Source organism: Rhizobium sp. RM (assembly GCF_013390595.1).
Lineage (GTDB): Bacteria > Pseudomonadota > Alphaproteobacteria > Rhizobiales > Rhizobiaceae > Agrobacterium.
In genome coordinates, this window is the sequence record NZ_JACAWV010000022.1 from 1,121,830 (window position 1) to 1,141,202 (window position 19,373).

General features: G+C 56.9%; 20 protein-coding genes. 14 read left to right on the forward strand and 6 right to left on the reverse strand.

What is annotated here, in order from left to right; all coding sequences use genetic code 11:
* Window positions 1-131: 131 nt before the first annotated feature.
* On the reverse strand, window positions 132-329 hold the full coding sequence (locus HWX89_RS21970; protein ID WP_138791251.1) for a DUF2735 domain-containing protein: 198 nt from the start codon (window positions 327-329) through the stop codon (window positions 132-134).
* A gap of 490 nt (window positions 330-819) precedes the next feature.
* Between HWX89_RS21970 and HWX89_RS21975 the strand changes: the two genes are divergently transcribed.
* The 4 genes from HWX89_RS21975 to HWX89_RS21990 all read left to right on the forward strand — a co-directional run bounded on the left by HWX89_RS21975 (window position 820) and on the right by HWX89_RS21990 (window position 7,289).
* The gene (locus tag HWX89_RS21975; RefSeq protein WP_138791252.1) at window positions 820-1,854 is read left to right on the forward strand and encodes a glutamine synthetase beta-grasp domain-containing protein; all 1,035 of its coding nucleotides are present in this window, start codon (window positions 820-822) and stop codon (window positions 1,852-1,854) included.
* Window positions 1,855-2,106: 252 nt separating this feature from the next.
* Window positions 2,107-2,877, forward strand: a complete 771-nt coding sequence (locus HWX89_RS21980) for an SDR family oxidoreductase (protein WP_138791253.1) — start codon at window positions 2,107-2,109, stop codon at window positions 2,875-2,877.
* A gap of 84 nt (window positions 2,878-2,961) precedes the next feature.
* The gene (locus HWX89_RS21985) at window positions 2,962-6,363 is read left to right on the forward strand and encodes a hybrid sensor histidine kinase/response regulator (protein ID WP_138791254.1); all 3,402 of its coding nucleotides are present in this window, start codon (window positions 2,962-2,964) and stop codon (window positions 6,361-6,363) included.
* Window positions 6,360-7,289: a response regulator transcription factor gene (locus tag HWX89_RS21990; RefSeq protein ID WP_138791255.1), complete on the forward strand. Its 930-nt coding sequence runs from the start codon at window positions 6,360-6,362 to the stop codon at window positions 7,287-7,289. The genes HWX89_RS21985 and HWX89_RS21990 overlap by 4 nt, the downstream gene beginning before the upstream one ends.
* A gap of 18 nt (window positions 7,290-7,307) precedes the next feature.
* Here the strand turns inward: HWX89_RS21990 and cysQ are convergent, their stop codons facing one another.
* Window positions 7,308-8,081, reverse strand: coding sequence for a 3'(2'),5'-bisphosphate nucleotidase CysQ (gene cysQ / locus HWX89_RS21995; protein WP_138791407.1), 774 nt, complete (start codon window positions 8,079-8,081; stop codon window positions 7,308-7,310).
* Window positions 8,082-8,491: 410 nt separating this feature from the next.
* Between cysQ and HWX89_RS22000 the strand changes: the two genes are divergently transcribed.
* From HWX89_RS22000 to HWX89_RS22025, 6 genes are all read left to right on the forward strand, one after another.
* Window positions 8,492-9,394, forward strand: a complete 903-nt coding sequence (locus HWX89_RS22000) for a branched-chain amino acid ABC transporter permease (protein WP_138791256.1) — start codon at window positions 8,492-8,494, stop codon at window positions 9,392-9,394.
* Window positions 9,395-9,397: 3 nt separating this feature from the next.
* Window positions 9,398-10,795 carry a high-affinity branched-chain amino acid ABC transporter permease LivM gene (livM, locus tag HWX89_RS22005; RefSeq protein ID WP_138791257.1) on the forward strand — a complete coding sequence of 466 codons (1,398 nt, stop codon included), beginning with the start codon at window positions 9,398-9,400 and terminating at the stop codon, window positions 10,793-10,795.
* The gene (locus HWX89_RS22010) at window positions 10,795-11,673 is read left to right on the forward strand and encodes an ABC transporter ATP-binding protein (RefSeq protein ID WP_138791258.1); all 879 of its coding nucleotides are present in this window, start codon (window positions 10,795-10,797) and stop codon (window positions 11,671-11,673) included. Before livM ends, HWX89_RS22010 begins: the two co-directional genes overlap by 1 nt.
* A complete protein-coding gene (locus HWX89_RS22015) occupies window positions 11,673-12,401 on the forward strand; it encodes an ABC transporter ATP-binding protein (protein WP_138791259.1) in 729 nt (242 codons plus the stop codon). Before HWX89_RS22010 ends, HWX89_RS22015 begins: the two co-directional genes overlap by 1 nt.
* Window positions 12,402-12,569: 168 nt before the next feature.
* Window positions 12,570-12,923, forward strand: coding sequence for a DUF6867 family protein (locus tag HWX89_RS22020; protein WP_138791260.1), 354 nt, complete (start codon window positions 12,570-12,572; stop codon window positions 12,921-12,923).
* Window positions 12,924-13,042: 119 nt separating this feature from the next.
* Window positions 13,043-14,161, forward strand: coding sequence for a branched-chain amino acid ABC transporter substrate-binding protein (locus HWX89_RS22025; RefSeq protein ID WP_138791261.1), 1,119 nt, complete (start codon window positions 13,043-13,045; stop codon window positions 14,159-14,161).
* Window positions 14,162-14,279: 118 nt separating this feature from the next.
* Here HWX89_RS22025 and HWX89_RS22030 read toward each other — a convergent pair whose 3' ends face one another.
* Window positions 14,280-14,807: an AAA family ATPase gene (locus HWX89_RS22030; protein WP_138791262.1), complete on the reverse strand. Its 528-nt coding sequence runs from the start codon at window positions 14,805-14,807 to the stop codon at window positions 14,280-14,282.
* Window positions 14,808-15,242: 435 nt separating this feature from the next.
* On the opposite strand from HWX89_RS22030, the gene sciP reads away from it, so the two are divergent.
* Both sciP and HWX89_RS22040 read left to right on the forward strand, forming a co-directional pair.
* A complete protein-coding gene (sciP, locus tag HWX89_RS22035; protein ID WP_003491799.1) occupies window positions 15,243-15,518 on the forward strand; it encodes a CtrA inhibitor SciP in 276 nt (91 codons plus the stop codon).
* Between the two features lie 200 nt (window positions 15,519-15,718).
* A complete protein-coding gene (locus HWX89_RS22040; RefSeq protein WP_138791263.1) occupies window positions 15,719-16,000 on the forward strand; it encodes a GNAT family N-acetyltransferase in 282 nt (93 codons plus the stop codon).
* Window positions 16,001-16,024: 24 nt separating this feature from the next.
* Here the strand turns inward: HWX89_RS22040 and HWX89_RS22045 are convergent, their stop codons facing one another.
* Together HWX89_RS22045 and HWX89_RS22050 are read right to left on the reverse strand one after the other, a co-directional pair.
* The gene (locus HWX89_RS22045; RefSeq protein ID WP_138791264.1) at window positions 16,025-16,228 is read right to left on the reverse strand and encodes a DUF1059 domain-containing protein; all 204 of its coding nucleotides are present in this window, start codon (window positions 16,226-16,228) and stop codon (window positions 16,025-16,027) included.
* 372 nt (window positions 16,229-16,600) lie between these two features.
* Entirely contained in the window at window positions 16,601-16,951 is a 351-nt protein-coding gene (locus HWX89_RS22050; protein WP_045017704.1) for a flagellar export protein FliJ, read from the reverse strand.
* A gap of 448 nt (window positions 16,952-17,399) precedes the next feature.
* Here HWX89_RS22050 and ctrA point away from each other — a divergent pair, with 448 nt between their 5' ends.
* Together ctrA and HWX89_RS22060 are read left to right on the forward strand one after the other, a co-directional pair.
* Window positions 17,400-18,104, forward strand: a complete 705-nt coding sequence (gene ctrA, locus HWX89_RS22055) for a response regulator transcription factor CtrA (RefSeq protein WP_027675781.1) — start codon at window positions 17,400-17,402, stop codon at window positions 18,102-18,104.
* A gap of 131 nt (window positions 18,105-18,235) precedes the next feature.
* Complete coding sequence (locus tag HWX89_RS22060; RefSeq protein ID WP_138791265.1) at window positions 18,236-18,745, forward strand: GNAT family N-acetyltransferase; 510 nt, start codon at window positions 18,236-18,238, stop codon at window positions 18,743-18,745.
* Between the two features lie 31 nt (window positions 18,746-18,776).
* On the opposite strand, the gene HWX89_RS22065 is transcribed toward HWX89_RS22060, so the two are convergent.
* A complete protein-coding gene (locus HWX89_RS22065; RefSeq protein WP_138791266.1) occupies window positions 18,777-19,370 on the reverse strand; it encodes a TetR/AcrR family transcriptional regulator in 594 nt (197 codons plus the stop codon).
* Between the last annotated feature and the right edge of the window lie 3 nt (window positions 19,371-19,373).

Here is a 19,373-nt window from a genome sequence, read left to right on the forward strand (position 1 = left end):
TATCGATCTCGCAGACGCGAAACCGTATACGTCAATTGACGTAGGTGGGGTGGCGAAAGGTGCAGCAACAAAAGACGAAGCCGCGCGACCGGAGGCCGCGCGGCTTACAAATGAAATCGGTTTAACTGCGATCAGGAGTTCGGTTTGTCGTTTCGCTCTTCGTCCCGGATCGCCTCGTCGTGATACCACGAGCCGAAATCGATGTGCGGCGCCCTTGCTTCTTCCTCAAGAGCACTCAAACCGCTCTTTCGAAACTTGGAAACGCCTGCGCGTCCGCCAACGGGGAATTGATAGATCGTTGCAGTCTCACGATGAAAGCCGGTCGCCATTTCGAACTTCTCACTTTCTTTGCATCGAAGCGCTTCGCTGTATGAAGCAAACTTCCGAGCCTCGGATTCGCTCCACTTGATTAAAAAAAAATCACGTTGCGAAAAATATAGGCATTAATCGCCGCTCCGGCAAGAAAAACCATTCCAGAAGCGCCGGATTTCAAGGCATTTGCCAAACGAACGAACGAACCGCCAATCTGTGCGCCGCAGCAGCCGTTCTGCAGCCGACGCCAGGCCTATGCATAAGAAATCACTCATGAATCATAAGGGGTGTTTTTGCTTGCTGCGGCGCAGCATTACGTCGGCGGCGATGTGGCATCGGCGTTTTCCAGATCGGCACCAGAAAGATTTTTCGAAAAAATCGGCAAACAACACCAATCTGGCACGCAACATGCATCTGTCATGGCAGCCCTTGATCGCGAGAGCGGCTTCCGGCGGCGAAAGCACCGGGGCCTCAAGGCTTCGCATTTTTACCTATGAGAGGTTCGTAATGACTAAGTTCAAACTCGAGTACATCTGGCTCGACGGGTACAAGCCGGTACCAAATCTGCGCGGCAAGACGCAGGTCAAGGAATTCGACGAATTCCCCACGCTCGAGCAGCTCCCGCTTTGGGGCTTCGATGGCTCGTCCACCCAGCAGGCTGAAGGCCATAGCTCGGATTGCGTACTGAAGCCTGTTGCGATCTACCCGGACCCGGCCCGCACGAACGGCGCTCTCGTCATGTGCGAAGTCATGATGCCTGATGGCGTTACGCCGCACTCTTCCAACAGCCGCGCAACCATCCTTGACGATGAAGACGCGTGGTTCGGCTTTGAGCAGGAATACTTCTTCTACCAGGACGGCCGCCCGCTCGGCTTCCCTGAGCAGGGTTACCCGGCTCCGCAGGGCCCGTACTACACCGGCGTTGGCTACAAGAACGTTGGTTCGGTTGCTCGCGAGATCGTTGAAGAGCACCTCGACCTCTGCCTCGAAGCAGGCATCAACCACGAAGGCATCAACGCCGAAGTGGCCAAGGGTCAGTGGGAATTCCAGATTTTCGGCAAGGGCTCCAAGCGCGCCGCCGACCAGATCTGGATCGCTCGTTACCTGCTTCTCCGTCTGTGCGAACAGTACGGCATCGACGTAGAATTCCACTGCAAGCCGCTCGGCGACACCGACTGGAACGGCTCCGGCATGCACTGCAACTTCTCCACGAAGTTCATGCGTGAAGTTGGCGGCAAGGAATACTTCGAAGCCCTCATGGCTGCGTTTTCCAAGAACTGGAAAGAGCACATCGACGTTTACGGCCCGGACAACCACCTGCGTTTGACCGGCAAGCACGAAACGGCTCCGTGGAACAAGTTCTCCTACGGCGTTGCTGACCGTGGCGCATCGATCCGCGTCCCGCACTCTTTCGTCAACAACGGCTACAAGGGCTACCTTGAAGACCGTCGTCCGAACTCTCAGGGTTGCCCGTACCAGATCGCTTCCATCGTTCTGAAGACGATCGCGGAAGTCCCGACAGCAAAGTCGGCTGCTGCCTGATAAACAAGAAATGGCGTCGTCTTCAAACAAGACGACGCCATTTTTGCGTCTTGCGCACACCGCCAACTCCTGGAGCGCCAGCGCTCATCGTTTTTCCTTAAAACAAGAGCACAAAAAGGCATCAGCCCTTTACGGAACAGCTCAATCGAACGGCTGAGCCACGAGGTGACCTTTCGCCAGTTCACTGCGGCAGCGTATCGTGCGCGCTGGAAAATTCCCGCAATACGGGCCCGCAATACAGGAAGGTGAACGATGAGCATTCTCCGGAAATTCTCCCTTGAAAACCGCACAGCGATCATCACCGGCAGCGGACGCGGCCTCGGCTTCGAAATCGCCAAGGCCTTTGCCGAAGCTGGCGCCCATGTCTGGCTGACTGGTCGCAGTGTTGAGACGCTGGAAACAGCGGTCAAGTCCCTTCGCGAAGCAGGCGGCAAGGCCGATTATGCCGCTTTCGACATTGCCGACACGGCGGCAGGCGGCAGTCTCGTTCGGCGCGTCGTGGACGAGGCCGGACATCTCGACATTCTCGTCAACAATGTCGGCGCACGCGACCGCCGCCCTCTGGCCGAGTTCAATGACGAGGATATTCTCGACCTTATCCGCACCGACCTTACCTCTTCCATTTCGCTGTCTCGCGATGCTGCCGAAGCGATGAAGGCAAAGGCTTACGGGCGCATCATCACGATCACCTCCATCCTTGGCTACATGGTCAGACCAGGAGACGCGATCTACCCCGTCGCCAAACAGGGCCTCACAGGTTTGATGCGCTCCATCGCTGTAGAGTATGGAGCGCAGGGCATCACCAGCAATGCAATCTCGCCTGGCATGTTCGCCACGGAAACCAACGCCGCACTTGCCGAGAACCCTGAAATGATCGCTTTTGCCAAGCTACGCGTCCCGCTGGAACGCTGGGGCAAACCTGATGAAATTGCCGGCGCGGCGCTGTTTCTGGCCAGCGACGCATCCTCTTTCGTCAATGGCCACGTATTGACGGTGGACGGCGGCATGTCGGTCCGGCTCTGACGCGGTATTCCCTTGCAAAAACGGCCCTTTCGCCCGAAAGTGCACAATTGAACATCACTTTCGAAAGAGCGCTGGTTTTTAGGCATGGCCGCACGGCAACGCATCATTCCCGTCAGGCGCGAATATAACCGTTGGGTCGCCAACCAGACGCTGGAAGACTACGCCCTGCGCTTCACGGCCAAAAGCGCGCGTCAGTTTTCGTCCAACCGCATCTCGCATACAGCCATCGGCGCGATTTCCTTTCTCGCGCTGGAGGCTATCGGCGGGGCCATCACCCTTTCCTACGGCACGACGAATGCCTTTTATGCGATTGTCGTCGCAGCAATCGCCATGCTCGCTGTTGGACTGCCGATCAGTCGCTACGCCATCCGCCATGGCGTCGACATCGATCTGCTGACGCGCGGTGCAAGTTTCGGCTACATCGGCTCAACGATTACCTCGCTGATCTACGCCGCCTTCACCTTCATGCTGTTCGCCATCGAAGCGTCGATCATGTCTGGTGCGCTGGAACTGGCACTCGGGATTCCGCTCTGGATCGGCTACATCATTTCGGCCGTCATGGTCATTCCGCTCGTCACCCACGGCGTGCGCCTCATCAGCCGTTTTCAGATCGTTACCCAACCCTTCTGGATCGTGCTGAACATCCTGCCGTTCATCTTCATCGCCGTCATGGACTGGGAGAAATTCGACCTCTGGCGTGCATTTTCCGGCATCCATCATGCCTCCGGACCGCCCGGAACCGTGGCTCCCTTCAACCTCGTCGAGTTTGGCGCAGCCTCTGCCGTCATTCTCGCGCTGATGTCACAAATCGGCGAGCAGGTGGACTTTTTGCGCTTCCTGCCCGCCGAAGGCCAGAGCCGGTTGCGTCACCGTATCGCTGTGTTCCTGGCCGGCTCCGGCTGGGTGCTCGTGGGCGTTCCGAAACTGCTGGCCGGATCCTTCCTCGTGGTCTTGACCTTCAGTTCCGGCATCTCCGTCGACCGTGCCGCCGATCCTGCGCAGATGTATCTGACTGCCTTCGGCTACATGATCCCCAATCACACGGCGGCAATGTTGCTCATGGTCGCCTTCGTCGTGGTGTCGCAGCTCAAGATCAATGTGATGAACGCCTACGCGGGCTCACTTGCCTGGTCCAACTTCTTTTCCCGCCTCACCCACAGCCATCCGGGCCGCGTCGTGTGGCTGGTGTTCAACGTGGCGATTGCCCTGTTGCTGATGGAACTCGGCATCTACCGTCTGCTGGAAGAAACCCTCGGCATTTTTTCCATCATCGCCATGGCCTGGCTATGTACCATTTCGGCCGATCTTTTCGTCAACAAGCCGCTCGGCCTCGCCCCGCCCGGTATCGAGTTCAAGCGCGCTCATCTCTACGATATCAATCCGGTCGGCGTCGGCTCTATGGCGCTTTCGGCGACCATTGCCTTGATGGCGCATTTTGGTGTGTTCGGTAGTGTCGTCGCCTCGCTTGCCCCCTACCTCACCCTGATTGTCGCGTTCATCGCTTCCCCACTGATTGCCTGGGGAACGAAAGGAAAATTCTACCTGGCCCGCAAACCACGGCAGAAGTGGCATGAGGAAAGCTCGATCACCTGTTCGATCTGTGAACATCCATTCGAGCCAGAAGACATGGCATGGTGCCCGGCCTATGCCGCACCCATCTGTTCGTTGTGCTGTTCGCTGGACAGTCGTTGCCACGATATGTGCAAGCCAAAGGCCAAGCTCAATTATCAGGTCGCCACCGTCGCGAAGTCCTTTCTGCCGGATGATCTGGTGGCAAAACTGGCGACGCGGCTCGGGCGATACGCCATGGCGGCCGCCATCGCCGTCACGACAATCGGCGTCATTCTGGCGCTGATCGCCCATCAGGTCGGCACCGCCTCTCCGGCAACGGCTGACGTGGTGAACCGCACCATCCTCATCGTCTTTTTCGTCTTCGCCGTCATTGCCGGGATCGTCTGCTGGTTCCTGGTTCTCGCCCATGACAGCCGGGTGGTGGCGGAAGAGGAATCGTCACGACAGAACACGTTGCTGCTGAAAGAAATCGCCGCACACAAAAAAACCGACGCCGCTCTTCAGGATGCCAAGGAAACGGCCGAAGCCGCGAACCGCGCCAAGAGCCGTTACGTGGTGGGCCTCAGCCACGAATTGCGAACACCTCTCAATGCCGTCCTGGGTTACGCGCAAATCCTTGAGCGCGACGAAACGATCCCGCCGCCACGTCAGTCCGCAATCAGGGTCATCAGGCGTTCCGCCGATCATCTGTCCGGTCTGATCGATGGTTTGCTCGACATTTCCAAGATCGAAGCAGGCCGTCTGCAGGTCTATTCCAACGAAATCAACATTCAGGATTTTCTCGACCAGATCGTCGATATGTTTCGCCCGCAGGCACAGGCAAAGAGCCTGGAGTTCAAGCATGAGCGCGCCCGCAGCTTGCCGCAATATGTCCGAACCGACGAAAAACGCCTGCGCCAGATCCTCGTCAATCTGCTTTCCAATGCCATCAAATTCACCGACGCGGGTGTCGTCACCTTTGATGTCGCTTATCGCAACCAGGTGGCAACCTTCACGGTAACAGATACCGGACGCGGCATTGCCGAAAAGGATTTGAGCCGCATCTACGAACCTTTCCAGCGTGGTGAGGCCGAAAGCGTTCGTCCCATGCCGGGGCTCGGCCTTGGTCTGACCATCACCCAGCTTCTGACCAATACGCTCGGCGGAGAAATCGCCGTGGCAAGCGAGAAAGACAAGGGGTCGACTTTCCGCGTCCGGCTGATGTTGTCAGCCATCGATCGACCAAGCACTGCACCGGCAGCGGAAAAAACCATCCGCTCCTATTCCGGACCTCGCCGCACCATCGTTGTGGTCGATGACAACGAGGATCATCGCGAGCTGATGCGGGAAGTGCTTGTACCGCTGGATTTCGTGGTCCTGACCGCACAGAGCGGGCCGGAATGCCTCACCCTGATTGAAGGCATCAAACCCGACCTTTTTCTCATCGATATTTCCATGCCCGGCATGACCGGCTGGCAATTGGTATCGAAGCTGCGCGATGCCGGGCAGACAGCGCCTCTCATCATGCTTTCGGCCAATATCGGCGACGGAGCCATTGCCGGTGCGGGAGAGGACAACCACAACGACGCCATCGCCAAGCCGGTCGACATCCGCCAGCTTTGCGACAAGCTTGCCGTGCACCTCGGTCTGAAATGGATTTACGAGACGGATGCGCCAACCGTATTGGAAAAACCGATCAGGGCGCCAGTCATCAACCCTGGCGCGATCCATATTCAGGATTTGCAGCGCCTCGGCGAAATCGGCTACATACGCGGCATCGAAGCAAAACTCGCCGACCTTGCCCGCAATGAAGACAACCGGCCCTTCACGGAGGAACTGGGAGCCTATGTGCAGGCATTCGATCTCGCCGGATATGCGGATTTCCTCAGCGGCTTCGAAGACCGGGACAAAAACAGGAAAGAACGCAAGGCATGAGCGAACCGTCGACGGCGCACCCCAGAGATATCGTGCTTCTGGTCGATGACAGCCCGGAAGCCCTCGGTTTCCTGACCGAAGCCCTGGAGCAATCCGGCTTCTCGGCACTGATTGCAACATCGGGGCAAGCGGCGCTGAACATTGCCGAACGTATTACGCCCGACATCATTTTGCTCGATGCCGTCATGCCGAACATGGACGGTTTCGAGACGTGCCGCCGCCTGAAGTCCAACGCTGCGGTGGCACAAGTGCCGGTGATTTTCATGACCGGACTGACCGAAACCGAACATGTCGTGCGAGCGCTGGAATCCGGCGGTGTCGATTATCTGACCAAGCCGATCAACATCGATGAGTTGCGTGCCCGTATCCGCGTTCATCTTTCGAACGCCCGCTCGGCACAAAGCGCCCGCGTGGCGCTCGACGCCGCTGGTCGCCATCTGCTTGCGGTGCGCGCCAGCGGTGCGATCCATTGGTCCACACCGCAAGCGACACGGCTCGTCAATGCCGCGACCGGTCGCGATGACGGGCTTGAGATCATCGTCAGCCATATCGCCGGCTGGCTTGCCGATCGGGCCACCGTCGACACAGGCCGCGACACGCCTTTGACGATCACGCAAGCCGGACGCCCTGCCCTGCAGCTATCTTTTCTTGGGGCCATGGGACCGGACGAATATCTGTTCCGTCTGACAGCCGCGAACGAGAAATCGGGCGATCATCTTCTGAAAGAACATTTTGCGCTGACGGCCCGCGAATCCGAGGTGCTCTTGTGGATCGCCAAGGGCAAATCCAACCGCGATATCGGCGATATTCTCGGTCTCTCCGCGCGTACCGTGAACAAGCACCTGGAACAGATCTACGTCAAACTCGGCGTCGAAAACCGTGCGTCAGCAGCCGTAAAGGCAGCTCACATCCTGCATCAGGGATGAGCACGACTTGGGCGATACCTAAGCCGTCATGCCCTCGGCAATGAAATCCGGATTGGCAAGCGCATCCTCGCCTTCGCCCCTCACCTCATAGGCAAGCGGACGACCCGAACAATCGAGTGTTCTGCCACCGGCGGCACGCAGCACCGCATCGCCTGCTGCCGTATCCCACATCATGGTGCGGCTGAAACGCGGATAAATGTCGGCCACACCCTCTGCCAGAAGACAGAACTTCAGCGACGAGCCAACCGAAACGCAATCCTTGAGGCCATGTTCGGCCACGAAGGCTTCCGTCTTTGCAGTACAATGCGAACGGCTGATCAATGCCACTGGCGAGGCCGCCCGCATGCGGGCGCGAATGGCATGGCGCGCTTCAATCGCACCTTCCGTTGACACCGTCAGCTTCTCCGCATTTTGGTCTTCACCGGTCCACGCTTGTCCCCGGCAAGGCGCGTAAACAACGCCCGCAACAGGAACGCCATTGCGGATCAGCGCGATATTGACGGTAAAATCGTCCTTGCCGGCGATGAATTCCTTCGTTCCATCCAGCGGATCGACAAGAAAAAACTGCTCGGCAATCTCTGGAACGGCACCATTGGAAACCGCTTCTTCCGCAATAACTGGAATATCGGGAAAGTTGCGCGCCAGCGCTTCCAGAATGATCGTTTCCGCCCGCTGATCGGCCTCCGTTACCGGCGAACAGTCGTTCTTATAGGAGACATTTGGGCCGGCCTTGTGCACTGCCATAATGGCTTGCCCGGCATCAAGTGCGGCCTGCGTCAATATCTCGATCATCCGTGAGCCCTTGTCAGTTTCGGGGCGCGTCAATACGTGCGGCACCGGCACCCCATTCGCGATGCGGTCGGCAAGGGCAGAAGCCGTTTGCGCTTTGTTTGTGGACCCTGACGCTGCCACTTTCGCTACTCCTTTGCAAACGCCCCGTCAAATAGTGGCATTTGGAATTCTATAAATAAGCATTTACCCGCCATTTTTTCAGCATTTCCTGCCAAAATCATGATCCATTTGATCGGGAAGCAGGCAGTGCGTGTGGAAATTCTAAATATTGTGCAGAAACGCGGGTTTTTGACTTCACATTTCCACCGAACACGATAAGGGTTTGAGAATGGGGGCGGCGCAATAAGTTTTCCCCCATAATTAACATAAACGAGGCGTGGCTCAGTAGAGGCCATACCCGGGGGAAAGACATGGAGTACTTTATCCAGCAGCTCATAAACGGGCTGACTCTGGGATCGATTTACGGTCTCATCGCCATTGGCTATACGATGGTCTACGGCATCATCGGCATGATCAACTTCGCACATGGCGATATCTTCATGCTCGGCGGCTTTGCAGCCTTGATTGTTTTCCTGATCGTCACATCTTTCGTCGCCGGCATCCCGGTGGCACTTCTTTTGATCCTGATGATGGTCGTGGCAATGCTGATGACCGGCCTGTGGAACTGGGCAATCGAGCGGGTGGCCTATCGCCCGTTGCGTGGCTCGTTCCGTCTGGCGCCGCTGATCACCGCGATCGGCATGTCGATCGCGCTTTCCAACTTCATCCAGGTAACGCAGGGTCCGCGTAACAAGCCGATCCCGTCGCTGGTGACGGACAGCTATCATTTCGGTGCGATCACCATTTCGCTCAAGCAGTTGATCATCGTTGTGGTGACGTCTGTTCTCTTGTTCGCGTTCTGGTACATCGTCAACAAAACGCCTCTCGGACGCGCACAGCGCGCCACCGAGCAAGACCGCAAGATGGCGGCACTGCTCGGTGTGGACGTTGACCGCACCATTTCAATCACCTTCATCATGGGCGCCGCACTCGCTGCCGTGGCCGGTACGATGTACCTCATGTACTACGGCGTGGCCTCGTTCAACGACGGCTTCATCCCCGGCGTAAAGGCGTTCACCGCCGCCGTTCTGGGTGGAATCGGCTCGCTTCCGGGTGCGGTTCTCGGTGGTCTCCTGATCGGCCTTATCGAGTCGCTCTGGTCTGCCTATTTCTCCATCGCCTACAAGGACGTAGCCGCATTTACCATTCTGGCTTTCGTGCTGATCTTTAAGCCGACCGGCATTCTGGGTCGTCCGGAAGTGGAGAAGGTGTAAGTCATGGCCAATATTGTTTCAGACAAAGAAGAGCCGAACAACGCCATCCTGGCCACGGCCGTCAAGGAAGGCCTCATCGCAGGCGCCGTGGCGCTCGGGATGTTCATCCTCTACGTCGGCATCATCACCTATCAGGACATCAACAACCAGTTGATCTGGGGCACACGCTGGGGGCTTCTGGCTATCTTCGTCGGCATAGCCGCTCTCGGACGTTTCCTGATGGTTGGTTTTGTCCAGCCGCATCTCGATCGCCGCAAGCTTGCCAAAGCAAAGAAAGGCATTCTTGAAATTTCTGAAGAGAAGGGCTTTTTCCATCGGCACTTCCTCAAGATTGCTCTGGCCGTCCTGCTGCTCTACCCGATTGTTGCCGTTCAGCTTTTCGGCTTCCAGGGCTCACTGAAATACGTCGACAACTTCGGCATCCAGATCCTCATCTACGTCATGTTGGCCTGGGGTTTGAACATCGTCGTTGGCCTCGCTGGCCTGCTCGATCTCGGTTACGTGGCGTTTTACGCCGTCGGCGCCTATTCCTACGCCCTGCTTTCGAGCTATTTCGGCCTGTCTTTCTGGGTGCTGCTGCCGATGGCCGGTATCCTGGCTGGTTTCTGGGGTATCATCCTCGGCTTCCCCGTGCTCAGACTGCGCGGTGACTACCTTGCCATCGTGACGCTGGCCTTCGGTGAAATCATCCGACTTGTGCTTCTGAACTGGACCGAGGTTACCAAAGGCACCTTTGGTATCTCCGGCATTGCAAAGGCTTCGGTGTTCGGCATCTGGTCTTTCGACGTTGGTGCTCCGAACAACTTCGCCAAGGCCTTCGGCCTGTCGATGTCGTCGGCTTACTACAAGATCTTCCTGTTCTACGTCATTCTGCTGCTGTGCATGCTGACGGCCTATGTCACGATCAAGTTGCGCCGCATGCCGATCGGTCGTGCATGGGAAGCATTGCGTGAGGACGAGATTGCCTGCCGCTCGCTTGGCATCAACACCGTCATCACCAAACTGACGGCCTTTGCGACAGGCGCGATGTTCGGCGGTTTCGCAGGCTCGTTCTTTGCAGCCCGCCAGGGTTTCGTATCGCCGGAAAGCTTCGTCTTCCTCGAATCCGCCGTCATCCTCGCCATCGTCGTTCTCGGCGGTATGGGATCGCTGACGGGGATCGCGATTGCTGCCTTCGTCATGGTTGGCGGTACCGAGGCACTGCGTGAAATGGAGTTCCTGAAGCATGTCTTCGGGCCTGACTTCACTCCGGAACTCTATCGCATGCTGCTGTTCGGCCTCGCCATGGTCATCGTCATGCTGTTCAAGCCGCGCGGCTTTGTCGGCTCACGCGAACCGACGGCCTTCCTGAAGGAGCGCAAGGCCGTTTCCGGAAGCTTTACCAAGGAAGGTCACGGCTGATGACCTCCGGGACGACGACTATGACATCCAATGCAACTGGCGATACGATCCTCAAGGTCGAGCATCTCTCTATGAAGTTCGGCGGCCTGATGGCCATCAACGACTTCTCCTTTGAAGCAAAGCGCGGTGATATCACCGCGCTGATCGGACCAAACGGCGCAGGAAAGACCACAGTCTTCAACTGCGTTACCGGTTTCTACAAACCGACGATGGGCATGATCACGATGCGCCGCGCCAATGGCGAGACGCACCTTCTCGAACGTCTGCCCGACTTCGAGATCACCAAGAAAGCCAAGGTGGCACGTACCTTCCAGAACATCCGCCTGTTTTCCGGCCTGACAGTTCTGGAAAACCTGCTGGTGGCACAACACAATGCCCTGATGAAAGCCTCCGGTTATACCGTGCTTGGCCTCCTGGGCTTGCCGGCCTACAGGCGGGCAGCCGACGCGGCGATTGAAAAGGCAAAGTACTGGCTGGAAAAAGCCGATCTGGTCGAGCGCGCCGACGATCCCGCCGGTGACCTTCCCTATGGTGCACAGCGTCGCCTGGAAATTGCCCGTGCGATGTGCACCGAACCGGAACTTCTCTGCCTCGATGAGCCAGCCGCCGGCCTCAACCCAAAGGAATCGCTGACACTCAATGCGCTGCTTCGCGGTATTCGCAACGAGGGAACATCGCTGCTCCTGATCGAGCACGACATGTCCGTGGTCATGGAAATCTCCGACCACGTCGTCGTTCTCGAATACGGTCAGAAGATTTCGGATGGCACACCGGAGCATGTGAAGCACGACCCGAAGGTCATTGCCGCCTATCTCGGGGTCGAGGATGATGAAGTGGAAGACGTGATTGCAGAAGAACTCGACGGGGGAGCGGCCTGATGACCGGTGAATCCCTTCTCAAGGTTCAGGGTGTCGAAACCTATTACGGCAACATTCGTGCACTGGCCGGTGTCGACGTCGAGGTGAACAAGGGTGAGATCGTCAGCCTTATCGGCGCCAACGGCGCCGGCAAGTCGACGCTGATGATGACCATCTGCGGCAGCCCGCAGGCCCGCACCGGGCAAATCACCTTTGATGGTGAGGACATCACCCGTCTGCCAACGCATCTGATCGCCCGCAAACGCATCGCTCAGTCGCCGGAAGGCCGCCGCATTTTTCCGCGCATGACCGTGCTGGAAAACCTGCAAATGGGCGCAAATCTCGACAACCTCAAATACTTCAAGGAGGACGTCGAGAAAATCTTCGTGATGTTCCCTCGCTTGAAGGAGCGTCAGAGCCAGCGTGGCGGCACGCTCTCGGGCGGTGAGCAGCAGATGCTGTCGATCGGTCGTGCACTGATGGCAAGGCCAAAGCTCTTGCTTCTCGACGAGCCATCGCTTGGTCTGGCGCCACTGATCGTCAAGGGCATCTTCGAGGCAATCAAGAAGCTCAACCAGGAAGAAGGCCTGACTGTCTTCCTCGTGGAGCAGAATGCCTTCGCCGCACTCAAGCTTTCCGACCGCGCCTATGTCATGGTCAACGGCAAGGTGACGATGAGCGGTTCTGGTAAAGAACTGCTTGCCAATCCGGAAGTACGCGCCGCCTATCTTGAAGGCGGACGTCACTGAAAGATTTTACTTGCGCCGGAGATTTTGCGGCGCAAAACTACACATGGCGTTCCGCAAATCACCAAAGAGTTGCGGAACGTAAACAACAAAAATGCCTGCCGGAAAAACGGTGGGACGCTCAAAAATGGCAGGGCCGGAACGTCGCCTCCGGTACTGATGGGGAAAGAAATGCAGGGCCTTTTTTTCGAGACCGATAACGGTGTCCGTTACATTCTGCGCGCTCTGGTTGTCATCCTTGGCTTCTGGACAGCCTGGCGAACAGGCAAGTCCGTTGCCGATGGCTGGGGCAGCTACACGCGGGTGGTCATCTACACGCTGGCGCTTGGCCTTGCCTTGCGCTTTCTGCACCACGCGCTTTTCAACGGACCGTTCCTGAACGGTTTCTACTACATCCTGGACGTGGCTCTCCTGCTGGTATTTTCCAGCGCCGGATTCCGCGTTCGCCGGACAAGCCAGATGGTGAATAATTACTATTGGCTCTACGACAGAAGTTCGGCTTTTTCCTACAAGAAGAAAGATTGACAGTCAGATTTTTCTGGCTGCACAATACTCGTTAGAGTGGAACAGTTTCCTGTTCAGTTAAGGTGGGTACTGAACAGGTTCGTGCGATCAACCCATCCAAAGGAACTGGGAGTAAAGTAATGAAGAAGTCTCTTCTTTCCGCCGTTGCGCTGACCGCCATGGTCGCCTTCAGCGGTTCGGCCTGGGCCGATATCCTGATTGGTGTCGGCGGTCCGTTGACCGGCCCGAACGCTGCTTTCGGCGCTCAGCTTCAGAAGGGTGCTGAACAGGCTGCTGCAGACATCAATGCTGCAGGCGGTATCAACGGCGAGCAGATCAAGATCGTGCTCGGCGACGACGTCTCGGACCCAAAACAGGGTATTTCGGTCGCCAACAAGTTCGTCGCTGACGGCGTAAAGTTCGTCGTCGGTCACTTCAACTCCGGCGTTTCCATCCCGGCGTCTGAAGTCTATGCCGAAAACGGCATCCTCGAAATCACCCCTGCCGCTACCAACCCGGTCTTCACCGAGCGCGGCCTGTGGAACACTTTCCGCACTTGCGGTCGTGACGACCAGCAGGGCGGCATTGCCGGCAAGTTTCTAGCCGACAATTTCAAGGACGCGAAGATCGCCATCATTCACGACAAGACCCCGTACGGTCAGGGTCTTGCCGATGAAACCAAGAAGGCTGCAAACGCAGCTGGCGTTACCGAAGCCATCTACGAAGGCGTCAACGTCGGCGACAAGGACTTCTCGGCCCTCATCGCAAAGATGAAGGAAGCTGGCGTCTCGATCATCTACTGGGGCGGCCTCCACACCGAAGCCGGTCTCATCATCCGCCAGGCTGCCGACCAGGGCCTGAAGGCGAAGCTCGTTTCGGGTGACGGTATCGTTTCGAACGAACTGGCCTCCATCGCTGGCGACGCTGTTGAAGGCACGCTGAACACCTTCGGTCCTGACCCGACGCTGCGTCCGGAAAACAAGGATCTCGTTGCCAAGTTCAAGGCAGCGGGCTTCAACCCGGAAGCTTACACGCTCTACTCCTACGCTGCAGTTCAGACGATTGCTGAAGCCGCCAAGGCTGCCGCTTCTCTGGAAGCGGAAAAGGTTGCTGAAGCGATGAAGTCTGGCAAGTTCGCAACCGTTCTCGGCGAAATCTCCTTCGACGAAAAGGGCGACCCGAAGCTTCCTGGCTACGTCATGTACGAATGGAAGAAGGGCCCGGACGGCAAGTACAGCTACTTCCAGCAGGGCACGTGATCCCTTCAGAACGCCAATATCGAAGCCCGGTCGCGAGACCGGGCTTTTCTATGTGTAACAAACCGAACGAAGCGTCCTTCTCGCCCTCAGGGATGACCACAGGTGGCGTTCGCCTCACTTACGACGTCAGGCTCCTAAGAACGACGTCCGCGCGCTCCTGAACGTCGATTTTGGGCAAAACGATCGTCTCATAGTCCAGTCGTGCATAATCGCGTAGCAGCCGTTCATACTCATCCATCGCCGTGTCGAGATCATGTTGTCGCTCACTGTCGCTGCAGTAGATTTCCGGCCACGGCGGTGTAATGAAAACCAGCCGGTTGTATCGGTGCTCACGTTGCAGCGTGTCGATAAAGGTGTCGCCCGCGGCATTATGAAGAGCGGACGCGGCATCGACGAGACCGCGATCGAAAAACACTCGCCCCTCTGCCGGTGCGCTTTGACGATCCTCAAGCGAGAGCGCAACCGCACGACGGGCAAAAGCCGCCATATTGTTCCACGGCAGCGCCAGACCGCCATTCAACATCTCCTCGGCGACAATGCGCCTCCCCGGTTCCTCCACCGTTGAGAAACCGCGACGGCCGAGCTCCTCAAGCAGCGTGGATTTTCCACCACCCGAGCAGCCGGAAAGAATTACGAACCGATCCACGATCGTCCTCCAGGTTCAAAGTTTTTGAGAAAGCGTCCTTGGCTTGGAGCCATAACGGTCTCGATCGGACCGACAAGGAGCCAACAGTAAATAAGAAAGCCGACATCGCGCACAACCAGCCATTGTTGATAAGGCGCGATATCCAGTTCTCGGTCACCCTTCCAGCTCAAGACAATTACCCAGCGTCGTGGAACGATGACATCGCTTTCGTGTCCAGGCGTCATGCAGAACGACGCGATTGCACAGAAAATGACAGGTGGTGAGAAAAAAATCGCGTAGAGGAAGAAAAATTTAGCCCGCGAAATAAGGCAACACGAACAAATCAGGCGAAATCATTCAAATTCTTAATAAATCGTCACGAACTGCTTAGGCAATTTTTAAAGGTACCGGGCTAGAGTTCCCGTCATATGGTCTTGAGTTTGTATAGAGTGTCCAATGACCGAAATGATACGCCCACGAGTTAAATATGTCATCGGCCCCGATGGCAGCCCCCTGACGATCGCGGATCTTCCGCCTGCCAACACCCGTCGCTGGGTCATCCGCAGAAAGGCAGAGGTTGTTGCCGCCGTGCGCGGAGGACTGCTGAGCCTCGAGGAAGCATGTGAGCGCTACACGCTCACTGTTGAAGAATTCCTATCCTGGCAGTCTTCGATTGCCGATCATGGCCTTGCCGGCCTGCGCACAACGCGCATCCAGCAATATCGCCACTAACCTGTCGTTTTCGCCGCATTCGTGCTGGCATGATGTTTTCAAACGCCCCGTCGGACCGATCCAGCGGGGCGTTTGTACGTCGACCACAGGCATTGTCGCACTTTTGTGTCCAGTGCGTTCGCCACCCCGACTGTTTCCATTTTAACCGAGCCGGCTAAAGTGCCTGTGAAGCGAACAACAAGATCGAAGGGACAAACTTCATGGACATCATCACCGCGGAAACGGGATCGCACGGCGAATATTCGGCAATCCTCGACGGCCACAAGGCCGAAATGACCTATTCCAGAACATCCCCCTCCCTCATCATCATCGATCACACCGGCGTGCCGGATGCTCTGCGCGGCAAGGGTGTCGGTCAGGCTCTTGCCACCCACGCCGTCGAGGAAGCGCGTAAGGGCGGCTGGAAAATCATCCCGCTCTGCCCATTTTTCAAGGCGCAGACGCTTCGCCATCCGGAATGGGCCGACACTATTCAGGGTTGAGGATCAGGCTGTCACGACACGTCTTCACGCCACCATCATTGGCGGGGTTCCCTGATGAATGCTCTTGCGAACTTCGTCACGGAATTCAGGTGTGTCTTCAGCACCATGCACGGCAATCGCGTGCTGAACAGCCGCCTCGATCAACTCGTCGGCGGTATCAGCGGAGATGGCAATCGTGCATTTGCTTTCACTCGGAAATTCACGGCAATCGATATATTGACGGGCCATTGTCTTCCTCCCTTTTTGCCGCTGGCGTCAGCTGAAGCAGCGAGAGACTGTTAACGCGGTTTCGCAAAAGCTGCTGTTCGAACAACATATTTGGAACAGTCGGACCGTGTCCTATTCCCTCTCCGCCCTAAAGGCGCACCTGCGGTCAGTCTCCGGCTCACGGTCGGAACCTTCACAGATTACTCCCATCCCGTAGCGTTAACAAATGCAAAAAAGGCACGAGCCTGCAGCCCATAGGAACGAAAACGGCCGCCTGAACGGCGGCCGGTTTCATAAATAAGGTCATGGCATCCCATCATTGAAAGCCGCCACCTGATCCACCGGCAGCCGTCAATGAGGACGCAAAGTTCGTCCGGTTACCTTGCCGGCCGATCAGGCGCGGGCGCGGATTGCTCCGTCGCGGTTTTCCAGTGCTGCGGCCTTTTCGTATTCGGCCTGCACTTCTTCCAGCGAAGCTTCGGCAGCTTCTTGCTGCGTCTTCAGTTCTCGGATGGAAACCTGAAGATTGTCGGCCCGCTGGCGCGCCGCTTTTGCAAAGGTCGGATAGGCGAAATGCGTCGGATCGGTAATTCCCGACTTGCTTTCTTCCAGAGAGATCTGGTGTACCAGCTCCTTGGCCATCCGTTCGAATTCGGACATCATCTGCTGCAACTGCTGCAGCTGCCGCCGTTTTTCGTTGACCTGAAATTCTTTCAGGCGAACTAGGCTGTCACGCGACTTCATACGCAATACTCCATGGATAGCGAGACCCAGGCCAAAAAAGGCATTAACCGCCCGTATTCGTCCCGGCTGTACCGGAATGATTCCTAAAAGTTACCCGGCGTTAATAAAAATCAGCCGCCGTTAACCTTTCGTTTACGGGCATCGTTAATGATAAGCACGATCATTTAAGGGTCGGTAAATGCCAAGTCCAAAAAAATGGACACGACGATGTAAGAGTCGATTGAATCACTTAACGGGTTTTCCTCACGTTAAGCTTCAATTTTGGCGATGGCGGATTCACTTGCAAAAACAGCAGAATGTCAACTTTGCTTAATAAATTCGATACACCTTGCCAAAGGCAATTAGAATTTGTTAACCATTTGGTGGCAGCCTGCAAATCAGGCAACGTCTGGATCCGCATCGCGCGAGGCAATGTTTTACCTCCCTGCGGGCGGCAAAGGGGATAATTATGCGGGTTCTACTTATTGAAGACGACAGCGCAACAGCGCAGAGCATCGAACTGATGCTCAAGTCGGAAAGTTTTAACGTTTACACGACCGACCTCGGTGAGGAAGGCGTGGATCTCGGCAAGCTCTACGATTACGATATCATTCTGCTCGACCTGAACCTGCCTGACATGTCGGGCTATGAAGTTCTGAGAACCCTGCGTCTTTCGAAGGTTAAGACGCCGATCCTCATCCTCTCCGGCATGGCCGGCATTGAGGACAAGGTTCGCGGCCTAGGCTTCGGCGCAGACGATTACATGACCAAGCCGTTCCATAAGGATGAGCTTGTCGCCCGCATTCACGCAATCGTTCGCCGTTCGAAGGGCCACGCCCAGTCGGTCATCGCCACGGGCGAGCTGATCGTTAACCTGGACGCCAAGACGGTGGAAGTTGGTGGACAGCGCGTTCATCTGACCGGCAAGGAATACCAGATGCTCGAGCTGCTTTCGCTGCGCAAGGGCACAACGCTGACGAAGGAAATGTTCCTCAACCACCTCTACGGCGGTATGGACGAGCCGGAACTCAAGATCATCGACGTCTTCATCTGCAAGCTGCGCAAGAAGCTCGCAAATGCTGCAGGTGGTGCAAACTACATCGAAACAGTTTGGGGTCGCGGTTACGTTCTGCGCGAGCCGGATGGCGCTACCGAATATCTCGAAACCGCCTGATCTTTTCGAGACAGACTATTTGCAAACCCGCCGCGCAAACGGCGGGTTTTTTATTATGCGCCAAAGAAAGAAGTCGCACGTTATTTGCTTGTCACGTTGCGGCCTTAGAGCGCGTCTGAAAGGAAGATGCGGTGTCCTACCCTATCCCGACCCTGAAAACCGAACGGTTGACGCTACGCCCGCAAACCATTGCGGATTTTTCCGGCTATCTTGATTTCATGGCGTCTCCGCGCTCGATCGGCGTCGGCGGACCCTATGATCTGCGCGCTGCCTGGGGCATGTTCTGCCACGATCAGGCAAACTGGCATTTCTTCGGACACGGGGCGCTGATGATCGAACGAACCGCAACGCAAGAATGCCTCGGCCAGGTCGGCATCAACCACGGTCCGCTCTTTCCGGAAAAAGAACTCGGCTGGCTGCTTTATCAAGGCTTTGAAGGACAAGGATATGCTGTGGAGGCGGCGCAGGCGCTAAGGCAATGGGCGTTTCAGAGTCTCAAACTTTTAACACTGGTCAGCTACGTCGCACCGGAAAATCTCAAGTCGGCGGCTGTAGCAGAACGCCTTGGCGGCAAGCTCGACGCCACAGCGCTGCGCTCCGATCCCGAAGACCTCGTTTACCGGTATCGCGCCGACATCTGATACGCCGCCATAGCCATTGACCAGGAACCGCCTAGCGCGGCGTTTGCAACAGGCCCGATGCCAGAGCACGGAACGCCTCGACCGCCTTTGGCAGCACCGTTAACGGCTCTTCGCTTGCAGCAACCCAAAGTGCGGCATTCAACGCAGCACCGCTGATCAACCGCGCCACCGCTTCCGCATCAAGCGGCTTCACGATGCCGGCCGCGATGAGTTGCTGTACCGCGCGCTCCGTGACCTGGAGACAACTGTTCTGGCTTGGCCAGAGTGACGGATCGCCAAGTACAGCAGGACCATCCAGAAGAACGATGCGTTGAACCTCGGGATCGAGCGCCATCTCGATATAGGCCGCCCCTTCAGCAAGAAGCGCTTCCCACGCATCTGTATGTTGCGCCCCTGCCGCCTTGGCCCGCATCGCCATTTCCGTGTCGATCTGGTTCACGACCGCCGCCAGGAGGCCGCGCTTGTCACCAAAATTGTGGTACAGCGCGCCGCGCGTCAACCCGACATCAGCCGTCAGCTCGTCCATGGACGCAGCATTATAACCCTTCTCCGCGAACGCCTTGCGGGCAGCAGCGATCAACTTCAGCCTGTTTTCCTGCATCGTTTCGAGACGTCGCCCGGCCATTTT